Origin of the sequence: Candidatus Nitrosopumilus salarius BD31 (assembly GCF_000242875.2) — an archaeon.
GTDB classification, from domain to species: domain Archaea; phylum Thermoproteota; class Nitrososphaeria; order Nitrososphaerales; family Nitrosopumilaceae; genus Nitrosopumilus; species Nitrosopumilus salarius.
This window is the reverse complement of record NZ_AEXL02000109.1, coordinates 1-10,850: the sequence shown is the minus strand read 5'-3', so window position 1 is coordinate 10,850 and position 10,850 is coordinate 1. Positions and strand designations below refer to the sequence as shown.

At 30.9% G+C, this 10,850-nt stretch carries 16 protein-coding genes; 7 read left to right on the top strand and 9 right to left on the bottom strand.

The window, feature by feature from the left end:
• Positions 1-86 precede the first annotated feature (86 nt).
• Both BD31_RS06355 and BD31_RS06350 read left to right on the top strand, forming a co-directional pair.
• On the top strand, positions 87-467 hold the full coding sequence (locus BD31_RS06355) for a hypothetical protein (protein WP_008300108.1): 381 nt from the start codon (positions 87-89) through the stop codon (positions 465-467).
• The gene (locus tag BD31_RS06350) at positions 467-1,150 is read left to right on the top strand and encodes a hypothetical protein (RefSeq protein WP_008300123.1); all 684 of its coding nucleotides are present in this window, start codon (positions 467-469) and stop codon (positions 1,148-1,150) included. Before BD31_RS06355 ends, BD31_RS06350 begins: the two co-directional genes overlap by 1 nt.
• Before the next feature lie 49 nt (positions 1,151-1,199).
• On the opposite strand, the gene BD31_RS06345 is transcribed toward BD31_RS06350, so the two are convergent.
• From BD31_RS06345 to BD31_RS06305, 9 genes are all read right to left on the bottom strand, one after another.
• Positions 1,200-1,613, bottom strand: a complete 414-nt coding sequence (locus BD31_RS06345) for a hypothetical protein (RefSeq protein WP_008300109.1) — start codon at positions 1,611-1,613, stop codon at positions 1,200-1,202.
• A gap of 51 nt (positions 1,614-1,664) precedes the next feature.
• Complete coding sequence (locus BD31_RS06340) at positions 1,665-2,150, bottom strand: acyl-CoA thioesterase (RefSeq protein WP_008300117.1); 486 nt, start codon at positions 2,148-2,150, stop codon at positions 1,665-1,667.
• A 58-nt stretch (positions 2,151-2,208) separates the two neighbouring features.
• On the bottom strand, positions 2,209-3,540 hold the full coding sequence (locus BD31_RS06335) for a UbiD family decarboxylase (protein WP_008300139.1): 1,332 nt from the start codon (positions 3,538-3,540) through the stop codon (positions 2,209-2,211).
• Positions 3,533-3,874: a proteasome assembly chaperone 4 gene (locus BD31_RS06330; protein WP_008300136.1), complete on the bottom strand. Its 342-nt coding sequence runs from the start codon at positions 3,872-3,874 to the stop codon at positions 3,533-3,535. Before BD31_RS06330 ends, BD31_RS06335 begins: the two co-directional genes overlap by 8 nt.
• 17 nt (positions 3,875-3,891) lie before the next feature.
• A complete protein-coding gene (locus tag BD31_RS06325; protein WP_008300115.1) occupies positions 3,892-4,362 on the bottom strand; it encodes a hypothetical protein in 471 nt (156 codons plus the stop codon).
• Positions 4,363-4,700: 338 nt separating this feature from the next.
• Complete coding sequence (locus BD31_RS06320) at positions 4,701-5,279, bottom strand: RuvC family protein (RefSeq protein ID WP_048097525.1); 579 nt, start codon at positions 5,277-5,279, stop codon at positions 4,701-4,703.
• Between the two features lie 105 nt (positions 5,280-5,384).
• On the bottom strand, positions 5,385-5,711 hold the full coding sequence (locus tag BD31_RS06315; RefSeq protein WP_048097524.1) for a hypothetical protein: 327 nt from the start codon (positions 5,709-5,711) through the stop codon (positions 5,385-5,387).
• Between the two features lie 79 nt (positions 5,712-5,790).
• Complete coding sequence (locus tag BD31_RS06310) at positions 5,791-6,132, bottom strand: nascent polypeptide-associated complex protein (protein ID WP_008300130.1); 342 nt, start codon at positions 6,130-6,132, stop codon at positions 5,791-5,793.
• Complete coding sequence (locus BD31_RS06305) at positions 6,129-6,602, bottom strand: PUA domain-containing protein (protein WP_048097523.1); 474 nt, start codon at positions 6,600-6,602, stop codon at positions 6,129-6,131. The genes BD31_RS06310 and BD31_RS06305 overlap by 4 nt, the downstream gene beginning before the upstream one ends.
• Before the next feature lie 91 nt (positions 6,603-6,693).
• Between BD31_RS06305 and BD31_RS06300 the strand changes: the two genes are divergently transcribed.
• The 5 genes from BD31_RS06300 to BD31_RS06280 all read left to right on the top strand — a co-directional run.
• Complete coding sequence (locus tag BD31_RS06300) at positions 6,694-7,740, top strand: phosphate uptake regulator PhoU (RefSeq protein WP_008300119.1); 1,047 nt, start codon at positions 6,694-6,696, stop codon at positions 7,738-7,740.
• A gap of 86 nt (positions 7,741-7,826) precedes the next feature.
• On the top strand, positions 7,827-8,948 hold the full coding sequence (gene hflX / locus BD31_RS06295; RefSeq protein ID WP_008300138.1) for a GTPase HflX: 1,122 nt from the start codon (positions 7,827-7,829) through the stop codon (positions 8,946-8,948).
• Positions 8,938-9,471, top strand: a complete 534-nt coding sequence (locus BD31_RS06290) for a tRNA methyltransferase (protein ID WP_008300132.1) — start codon at positions 8,938-8,940, stop codon at positions 9,469-9,471. The genes hflX and BD31_RS06290 overlap by 11 nt, the downstream gene beginning before the upstream one ends.
• Positions 9,472-9,497: 26 nt before the next feature.
• Entirely contained in the window at positions 9,498-10,013 is a 516-nt protein-coding gene (locus tag BD31_RS06285) for a transcription factor (protein WP_008300126.1), read from the top strand.
• Positions 10,014-10,239: 226 nt separating this feature from the next.
• The coding region (locus BD31_RS06280) for an aldehyde dehydrogenase family protein (RefSeq protein WP_048097527.1) at positions 10,240-10,850 on the top strand (611 nt) is incomplete at its 3' end.

Here is a 10,850-nt window from a genome sequence, read left to right as displayed (position 1 = left end):
CCATAATAAAAAATAATGATTAGTGTCTAGTAAATAAGCGATATTAAAAAATAAGATTATAATTGGTTTGTTGATAATATCACTAAATGGAGATTTCCGTAGAACCATGGAAAAAATTGATTATTCACGAGGTAATCGAATACAAATTTGAGGATTGGGTAAAACAGATCGCATTCAGCACTAGATCATCAGGAGGAGGCATTCCAACTATGCAATGGACCAATGGAATTGTCTTCTCGCCAGCAAATTTTCCAACAACCAATACTACAGTTGAAGAGCAATTAAAGGGAATTTTGCATTGGTCTTCAGTATCATTTGCCATTAAAGAGAAATTTGAAAATCAAATTGTGAAAGAAAATGCAACCATAAATTTAGTCGATGTGAGTGTAAATGAGATTTTCAAGGAATTAGCAACTAGCTTGAAAGCACAATCAAAATATGCAAACATAGAATCTGGCAAAAACTAATGAATATTGAAGAAAATATAAAAAATTGTGAACTTTATTTAAAAAAAATTAAGCAATATGATCCTGACCCATACTATGTAAATTATTTTTTTAATGAATACATTATTTCTGTAAAAAATACATTAAATGGGATTTTAGAGGAAGCAAATAGAGATTTTGGATTATTCATTTTAGAGAATATTTCTGAAGAAAATTTTTTAGAAAAAGCAAAAATAAAAAATGATACAAATGCCATGGAGTTTTTAGAATGGTATTCAAAGAGATTAATAAAAGAACATGAAAACACGTATCCAAATTTTATACAAAAAATATGTGAATTTCAAAATAAATGTGAAAGATTGCCTGAAATTAAAATTATGATTAGAGCATCAGAAAGATATGAGGCTGACATTAACCAACAAATTAAAGTTAATTTGAATCAAGAGAAATTACGTTCAAAGGACGAATTAGATATTGAAATTAAGAGACAATTACCAATATTTTTAGAGATTATTAATTATAAAAGACGTAAGAAAAATGAGCCCAAAGTTGAAGAGAATCAAATAGTTGCATCTACGTTTTTAGATATTGATGCACATAACGATGTTGAAATTGCATACGCATCTGAAATTTATATTCCTGTATTGAAAAGATTAGTAGAAGAATCAAGGAAAAGAATTAAAGAATTAACCAGTTTTAATTGAATAAATTTTTAATAAAAAACTACAAAAAAAGAAAAAATAATTCTCTCAATTATTGAGATTTTGGCCACATGGAACTCCATGTCTCGGCAAATTTTTTCATCATTTCACCGTAAGCATTCATTTGTTCTAATCCAGATGAACTAAGAGTTTTTTGCCAATTTTCTGCAAATTGTTTGAAAGTAGAAGCATTGGTATCATTGAGAGCTTTTTGCCAATTTTCCCCAAATGCTTTGAAAGAATTCATCCCGACTTCATTCATTGCTTTTTGCCAATTTTCCCCAAATAACTTCATGGTTTCTGCACTAGATTCAGCAGTAGCTTTTTCCCATACTTCATTAAATTTGGCTTGCATATCACTACTTGATTTTTGAATTTGCTCAAAAAGTGATTTCCAGTTTTCAAGAGATTTGGTATACTCTTGCCATAATGAATCCCACTCATTGTTTTTGTCTTGTTCTGACATTAACTAAAGATAATTTTTGGGATTCTTAAATGGATCTATTAAAATTAAACGTTATTTCTGACGATTGCGTAATCGTTTTTCCATTCTTATTTTACCTTCTTCAAATTTGATTCTATCTTCATCTGTTTTTAGAGCTAATTTAGGGGCATGCATTGGTTTTCCATGTTTATCAAGAGCAACAAATGTGACAAAAGCAGTTCCAGTAATTGTCCTTATTCCAGTCACTATATCTTCAGCTTCAGCTTTGACTTCAATTTCCATTGATGAGTTATGGACATAATTTATTCTAGCATTTAGTGTAAGTACATTTCCCACAAAAACAGGTTTTAAAAAATTTACACTATCCATAGAAACAGTTACTGCATTTGATTGTGAATGTCGCTGAGCTACAATTCCTGCAACCATATCGATGTGTTTTAAAATTTCTCCACCAAATACATTACCAGCGGGATTTGCATCTGAGGGAAACATTCGAACAATTACTTCTGCATGAGATTCAGAAGGACTTTTTTCACGAGTAGGGTTTTCTGAAGACATTTTTAATATCTATAATGATATTAAATTCATCCAATTTAATTTAAGCAGTTGATTTTGATTATTTTAGGTATTTTTCTAGTTTGATTTTATCAATTTTTGGAATTTTTGCCAATTCAAATCCCTCTGGTCGTTTAGATAATGACCGTGTTGCATCAACTCCCATTTTAGCAGTTTGTAGCTTTTGTTGATCACTTGAAGGATCAAGACTTGAACCACGAACATTTTTTAGAATAACTAGATCTTTATCAGCTTGGAATCTTGTAGCCATTGCATATTCTACTGATTCGGCATTATTAGGATCAATATCTTCATCAACTATAGTGACTTGTTTTAATGAACGATGTGATTCGAATGTTTTTTTAATTATTTTTTTAGGATCGGATTCATTTTTCTTTTTAATTTGTACTACAGCATGCAACCAATTACAACCACCGTTAGTCATTGAGACTTGAATTGTCTGAGGAAAAGCCTTCTTTAATTCTCCATTTAGTTTAGATTCAATTGGCATTCCCATAAGTAATCTATGTTCTGAATAACCAGACAATACATCATGAAAAATAGGATTGTTTCTATAATAGAGATTTTCAAGTTCAAAAACAGGTTGATTTCTTTCATGATCATATGTTTGCAGCATTTCAACCATCCATTCAGGATGAGTTTTATCATGAAGGATTTTTCCTTCCATAACAATTTCAGAACCTGAAGGCACATTTAGTCCTGTAAAAGGAAGTTTAGCCAATATTAGTTTTCCATCCAATAGAGAATTTGCAATATCGATTTCATCTTTACCCCATTCAGCTTGATATGCTCCAGCAATAGAAATTGCAGGGTGAACCCCTACTGTAATTGCAATTTTCAGATCTTCATGATGTTCTTTTGCATCAACAAAACATCTATGTAGATGACGTCCCTCAACCATTCTAATTGAAAAATGAGTTTTATCTATAGGCATTAACCTGTGAAATGATGAATTTTGTTTTCCAGTTTCAGGATTTTTAACATATGCTATTGATGATGTGATAAATGGGCCTGATTCTTTCTCAAAATGAGTAATAATAGGCATAGAAAACAAATTTTTTGATTTGTTTTCCATAAATTTTCCTGAAGAAATTATTTTTGGTTTTTTAGCTTTTTTAATTGCTGTAATAACTTTTTCATGAATATTGGTTTCCGAACCTCCAACCGCAAGAGCAAATCTTTTTCTTGTTCCAACTAAATTAGAGACTAAATTGAAATTGCTCTCTTTGATATTTTCAAATAACAAAGCATAAGAACCGTCTACTTTAGCAGTTATTCCTGCAATTTCAAATTTTGTAGAAACTTTAGTTTTTATAATTTTAAGATCTTTATTTTTTTTGATTTGAGAAATAAAATGTCTTAAATCACTCATTCTCTATCATCTCCATAATTTCAGCCATTAAGGCTTTTGCAATATTAGGTTCTAACTCTTTTTGAATAAAGGTGGAAACAATAGCAATCCCTCTCATTCGGGTACTAATACGTTCAGCAACTAATTTTAGAAAAAGAGATTCAGTTCTTGAGGGTATAACAGTAGTTGTGATAGGAGTCGGTCCAGTTGCTAAAGAAACAACCATTGAGCCTATTTTATTCGGTCCCTCTGTAACAGAAACAAAATATCCATTTTCAAATTTTTGGATATTTAAAGAAAAATTTCGATTCTCCAAATGCACCATTTTCTGGAAAAATCCATTTGGAGAATTCAATATCGTATGAACAAATCTTATGCTTTTATTGCTATTGATTCATTTGTTTGGGAGGCTTCATTTTTGGAACCTGGGTTCTTTTTGCAGTTCTTCTCATGTTTGTCTGCAAAAACAAACAATTTTTCACAATATCTGCATGAAGTTTTTTCTTTAGTCTTTGTTGCTGTTTTAGCTTTTGCTGTTTTAGCTTTTGCTGTTTTAGCTTTTGCTGTTTTAGCTTTTGGTTTAACTGTTATTTCAACTTCTGATTCAATATCAGTAGCTGCTTTAGCTTCAATAGAATCAGCCTCAACTCTAGCACGTAATTTTGCTTTGTATTTTAGATTACGTGGTTTAGTTCTCAATCTATAGCCACAACATGGACACCAAAGTCCTTCCCATTTGATGAATATTTCACAAATTTGGCATCGACGTTGTCCAGAAGCGTATCTTCCAGTGCCAACAGGCTTTTGAGCCTTGTATCTTACACAAATTCCTTTACATGTCATCTTAGTAATATCTTATAGAATTCATATCTATATAAGGGTGGATCGATAAAAAATTGGAAAAAAATGATAAAAATTGGAAAAATTTCATAAAATATATCGATCAGAAAAATTATTTTCAAATAAAAACAAGAAATCTTCAATAAATATGTATAGCTAGTTTTACTAAATATTTTTTGAAAAAATTACATGTGGGAATATAGTTGTTTAACAAAAAAATTTAATTTTAATCAAAAAAATTGAAAAAATATAGACATTTTCATATTTTCATAAAATATGTGTGAATTAAATTAAAAAAAATATTGTTTTTTAAAACAGATTTTTTACAAAAAATATGAAATTCATCCTGTCATTGATAAGGGTAAAATCATGTATCTACATCCATCTCGCTGTGAAATATATTTTGCAGAGAGCATATCTCGCTTTCCTCTTTGATTAAAATTTTTAATTTTTAGACTAGTTTTCCGTTCATCTACAAATTCTAATTCAAAAGAAGAACAAAATTTTAGATTAAGCATTGTTACAATTTGTTTAGAAATTTTCATATTCCCATCGCCGATTTTTAGAATTTTTCTTTTTGCTCTAAGACCACCTAAAATCTGAATTATGTGAGAAATTAATTTTTCTACTGAAGAATAAAACGATCTCTCAATTTCTTGTCCGTAGTAAAATATTGATAAACCAATTCTTTGACCTGGATCTATTCCTAAAATTAGGTTTTCATCTTGGAAATTTTGATTGAGTTTTTGTATCATCATTCCTCTAATCACAGTATGATGATGTTCAAAAATATCCTCATGCAGTAAAACCTTTTCACATTTTTTTGGAGATTCTTTGGTAGTAGTAAAAACAATATTACCAGAATAATCCAAAATTTCTTCAGGCAAAATAGAATCAAAAGATAAGTTAAGATTCTTCAAATAAGTTGAAAATTTATAGTATGGTCTACCATAGGTAGTAGCAATTCCAATACGAGTATTCTGTAAGGGATCGATATCTAATAAAATAAAATATACAATTTAGGTTTATACCTTCAAAACTGTTGACACCACATGTTTGACTGCTTCATCAAAATTACTATCTATTTTAGATTGTAATTCGGATAATTTTGCATCTCCTGCTTGTGCAATTTTTGCAGATTCAGCGGTTGCTTTTTCTTTTGATGCATTTATAATCACTTCAGCCTCTTTTGTAGCCATTTCTCTAGTTTTTTCTAACAAGGAATCTATCTCAGATTGTGCTTTAACAAATAGTTGTTTTTTCATATCACCTACTTTGCTATTTAGGGAATCAATATCATCCTCTAAAGCATTCAGAGATTTGATGATTCCAGTAACTTTAGATTCTGCCATACTACTCATTGTACTCAAATTTGATAATTCCATTACTTAAATCATTCATTTTTAGGCACAAATAACTAAAATGGCAGGATTATCCGGTGGTTAAAAGTAAGATCGCCCTGGCAAGATCGCCTTTAGATTCTTCTAAAGCACTTTTTGCTTTTTCTTCATCCACACCAGCTTGCTGACTGACTAGTTGAATATCCTCATCTGAGAAAATTGGAACCTCTAACTCTCTTTCCTCATAACTATCTGCAGTAACTGTAAAGATGGAATTGTCTTTTGCTTTCATTTCAGTGACAGAGGGCTTGGTGATAATTATCTCCTTTTTATCAGTTTTAATAATAACTTCTTGTACATTTGAAACTTCATTCATATCAAGACCCATTTTATCCATCATTCTACGCATTTCGCGATTTCCTCCGCGCATCATGATCTTATTTCCTCCTTAGGACTTTTTAAACTATCTCTGACCTTAATGGCCACACCTCTATTAAAATCAGAAATCATATCTGAAGATAAAACAGCCTTACCAACTGCTATTACTTTATTATTGAATAGAATTGGAGTATCAGCAGAAATACGTACATTTTTCCCACACCATACTACATGTTTACAAAACACAGATTTTCCTTCACTTACAAACGGAGCAGCATCTTTGTTTATTTCAACGCAGTTCTCTTTGAATGTCTTACTTTTTAGTAAAATTTGAGCAAAATAAGGACTTATAGCTAAACCTCCATCAATTCTCAAAGTACAAAGTAATTTTCCTCCATCCGAAACAGTTCTAATTCTTCCAGTTTTCCGAGAAAAAGTCATTTCAATATTTTTTGGTAGATGTTTAGACACACCATTTCCAAATAACGCATCAAGTGAATGCCGAAGTTTTAAAATATGATCCATACACATAGTACAATCTTTTCTAAATATTAGTTCAATGTTAAACCATATTGGAACTCCCAAACTATATAGAATGGTTTTATCTCTTTAGATCATGGATGAAAGAGAAGAAACTAGAAAAATTCAGTTTACTGGAAAATCATCATACATAGTTTCATTACCAAAACAATGGATTATGGAATTAGGATTAAAACAAGGAGATCAGATTAGAATGGTTAGGAAAGGTTCATCAACATTAGAACTTTATCCACCTAAATTTGAATCACGTATTCAAAAAAAGGAAGACGCAGTTATAGAAATAGAAGGTGAAGAAGAAGCATCTGCAATTGTAAGAAAACTAATCTCGTTATATTTTTTAGGATATAGAACAATTAATGTAAAACCAAAAAATGGTAGATTGAGTGCACATCAAAGGAACACAGTAAAAGAGGCTGTTAAACGAATGCTGATGGGCTCTGAAATCATTTCTGATTCTAGTGGAGGTATCACAGTACAAGTTCTTGTTAACTTACTTGAATTATCTGTGGATGGTGCATTCAAACGAATGATTCATTTGGCTAAATCAATGTCAAGTGATGCAATTTTAGCTGTAAAAGAGAATAATTTAGAACTTGCTCAAGAAGTAATCAATACAGATGACGAAGTAGACAGATTTGGATTTTATATAATTCGTCAATTAAAAATAGCAATTCAAAATGAACACATGCTCAAAGAAATGGGCTTTAGAAATGCTAGAAATTGTTTAGGATATAGGTTAATTGTAAAAAACATAGAAAGAACTGGTGATCATGCATCATTTATCGCAAAGGATCTTTTGGAATTTAAAAAACCAGTTAAGAAAGAAATTTTAGCAAAATTACAAGAGATGAATGAATTTTGTTTATCAGTTTTAGATGATTCATGTTTGGCATTATTCAAAGAAGATTATTTCCAGGCAGAAGAAACCATTAAAAAAATTCATGAAATTGTAAAATTTGAGAAAAAAGTCAGAGATGCTTCAAAGTCATTAAAAGATGATGAAGAAATTTACAGAGTAAGAAGAATGACTGAAAACATTCGAAGGATTTCAGAATATGCTAGTGATATAGCTGAAATTGTCTTAAATATGAATATAGAAAAAACATTGAAAAAAACTGAATAATTTGATGAATTAGATACGGTAAAATGAAACAGTTGATACAAGGGGATTGTACAGAATTCTTATCTTGGAAAAAATGATGAATTAGAATGAAATCAGCAATTTTGATAACATATGACCAAGAGGACTCAATAAACGAGGCTAAAGGGTTATGCAATACAGCAGGATATGAGATAGTTCACACAATTACTCAGGATTATCTAAAAAAACCAAAGTATGGAATTAGTGGTGGGGCTTTGGAAATATTAGAAGAGATTTCAGATAAACTAAGACCAGATGTAATTATATTTGATGAAATTTTAAAACCACATCAAAATTACAACCTTGCATCAGTATTACATAGAGAGGTTTTGGATAGAGAGGGATTAATTCTCGAGATTTTTGAAAGTAGAGCATCAAGTGCAGAATCAAAATTACAAGTGAAATTAGCTCAATTAAGATATGAAATGGTCAGAGCAAAAGAAAAAGTTCGTCTTTCAAACATGGGAGAACAACCAGGATTTATGGGAATAGGAAAGTTTGAGGTAGATGTTTACTATAATGATATCAAACATCGTATGCAAACAATAAGATCTAAACTGGAAAAAGCTGGAAAACAAAGAGAGCTTCACAGACAAGGAAGAAAAAGAATGGGATTCAAAATAATTTCTCTGGCAGGCTATACATCAGCAGGTAAAACTACATTGTTTAACAAAACAACAGGAGAGACAAGAACTCAGAGTAAGGAATTGTTTACAACTCTAACTACAACTACACGAAGAATTACAATCAATCAAGAACCATTCTTAATTTCAGACACAGTAGGATTTATCAGTAAATTACCTGCATATATGATAGATGCATTCAAATCAACTTTGGAAGAATTAAGATATTCAGACATCATTATTTTAATAATTGATATTAGTGATCCAGTTTTTGAATTAAAAAAGAAATTTGCCAGTTGTATGAGAACTTTAAGTGAATTAGAAGTAGAAAAAGATAAGATAGTATATGTGTTAAACAAATCAGATTTACTCAAGGAAGATGAAGTGAAACGAAAAATAGATTTGCTCAATTTGGGTGAGAACCAAAAAGTTATATCAGTTTCTGCGAAAACAGGTGAAAATGTCAAGGAATTAAAGGAATTGATCAAAGATATTGTAGATAGTCAAAATTCTCACAAAATAAATAAAAATTCTTTAAAAGAGGTTGAAGAAACATTTGGTAATTGAGATTGTTAGAATTGGGCAACGTCTTGTAAGGGATGACAGGGTAACAACACATGTAGCATTAGTATCAAGAGCATTTGGTGCTCAGAGAATTTTTATGACTGAAGTTAATCCAGAAATCAAAGATACATTAGAGAAGATCAATAAAACTTGGGGAGGTGATTTTGTAGTTGAGTTTATTGATAAGTGGAAAACTATTGTAAAAAAGAAAAAAGAAGAAAATTTCAAAATCGTGCATCTTTCAATGTATGGTGAAAACATTAATGATGTACAAGAGAATCTCAGAAAAGAAGAAAACTTGTTAGTAGTAGTCGGTGCAGAAAAAGTTCCAAGAGAAATTTATGAATTAGCAGATTATAATGTTGGGGTTGGAAGTCAGCCGCATTCGGAAATTAGTGCACTAGCAATACTTTTGGATCGAATACAAAAAGGCGTTCAATTTGAGAAAGAATTTCCCAATGCCAAAAGAAAGATCATACCCACAAAAAATGGTAAAAACGTGCTGGTAAAAGAAACAAGGGATTAATAGTAGAAAATTAGGAGTCATTAGAGTTGGTAGACAAATACGAAGATCCTTTTGTTAGAATTGCTTCAATGATAGGAGGGGATGAGTACCTCAAAGTTGCAAGATCTCTGCTAAAAGCAGAAGATGCAACTGATGAAGAAATTGCAAGTTCAACTGGGCTCAGAATCAATATGGTAAGAAAAGTATTGTATGATCTATTTGGAAAATCACTCATTACTGGAATCAGAGTAAAAGATGAGCGAAAAGGATGGTTCGTCTATAGATGGAGAACTAGAAGAGAGGAGGTTGAACATTTTATTGAAAATCAAAAAAAGAAAATTACTGAAAGATTACAACAAAGATTAGATTACGAAAATGCCTCAGACTTTTATCACTGTGGTAATGAAGACTGTCCAAGAGTGACATTTGAGAATGCTCTTGATGGTATGTTCAAGTGTCCGTCATGTCAAAATGTTTTAAATCTAAAAAAGAATGACAAATCAAGAAAAGCATATTCAAAGAAAATAGATGAAATTAAAAAAGATATGCAACAAACATTTTGATGGGAATAGAAACCACATTCATCAAGATCTTAAATGATAATTTTTGATGGAAAATTAAATGAGTTATTCATTCTATCTTTTACACACAAAATCAGGTTCTGATTTTATAAATAAATTTGAAAAATAAGTCACTAGATTAAATAGGAGAAATTAATTGGATAGATCCTTGAGTCAAATTACTACTGTGAATCCAGCTACTGGTGAAAACATCAAAACATATTCACAAATGGATAAGAATCAAGTATTCGATTTAGTCAGAAAGGCAAAGAGAGCATTTCCAGAATGGAAAAAAGATTATGAAAAAAGAAGAAGTTACGTTTACAATTTAGTTGAATACTTGAAGAAAAATAAAACAGAGCTTGCAAAAATTGCAACAACTGAAATGGGTAAAGCACTCAAGGAGTCAATTGGCGAAGTTGAAAAATGTGCTTGGGCCTTAGAATTTTATGCTGATCATGGGGATAGTTTTCTTGCTGATGAAGTATTAAACACGGATGCAAGAAAGAGTTTCTTGACTTTTGAACCATTAGGTGTAATTGGTTCTATCATGCCTTGGAATTTTCCATATTGGCAAGCATTAAGATTTGCAGCTCCATGCTTAATGGCTGGTAATGTAATTGTAATGAAACCAGCCAGGATTACGATGCAATCAGGGATTGAAATTGAAAAAGCATTTACTGAGTCAGGAATGCCAGATGGAATTTTTCAGACAGTGGTAGGAAGTGTAGAATCTGCAAATTATCTTATAGACTCTGATGTGAATGCTGTGACTTTTACTGGCAGCACAAATGCTGGTGCCAAAGTAGGAGAAAGAGCTGCAAGTAATTTGAAAAAATG

Coding starts and splice junctions, on each gene's coding strand:
- BD31_RS06310 (WP_008300130.1), bottom strand. CDS start 6,132: ATGATGCGCGGAGGAAATCGCGAAATGCGTAGAATGATGGATAAAATG.
- BD31_RS06345 (WP_008300109.1), bottom strand. CDS start 1,613: ATGTCAGAACAAGACAAAAACAATGAGTGGGATTCATTATGGCAAGAG.
- BD31_RS06340 (WP_008300117.1), bottom strand. CDS start 2,150: ATGTCTTCAGAAAACCCTACTCGTGAAAAAAGTCCTTCTGAATCTCAT.
- BD31_RS06355 (WP_008300108.1), top strand. CDS start 87: ATGGAGATTTCCGTAGAACCATGGAAAAAATTGATTATTCACGAGGTA.
- BD31_RS06325 (WP_008300115.1), bottom strand. CDS start 4,362: ATGACATGTAAAGGAATTTGTGTAAGATACAAGGCTCAAAAGCCTGTT.
- BD31_RS06300 (WP_008300119.1), top strand. CDS start 6,694: ATGGATGAAAGAGAAGAAACTAGAAAAATTCAGTTTACTGGAAAATCA.
- hflX (WP_008300138.1), top strand. CDS start 7,827: ATGAAATCAGCAATTTTGATAACATATGACCAAGAGGACTCAATAAAC.
- BD31_RS06335 (WP_008300139.1), bottom strand. CDS start 3,540: ATGAGTGATTTAAGACATTTTATTTCTCAAATCAAAAAAAATAAAGAT.
- BD31_RS06315 (WP_048097524.1), bottom strand. CDS start 5,711: ATGGCAGAATCTAAAGTTACTGGAATCATCAAATCTCTGAATGCTTTA.
- BD31_RS06305 (WP_048097523.1), bottom strand. CDS start 6,602: ATGGATCATATTTTAAAACTTCGGCATTCACTTGATGCGTTATTTGGA.
- BD31_RS06350 (WP_008300123.1), top strand. CDS start 467: ATGAATATTGAAGAAAATATAAAAAATTGTGAACTTTATTTAAAAAAA.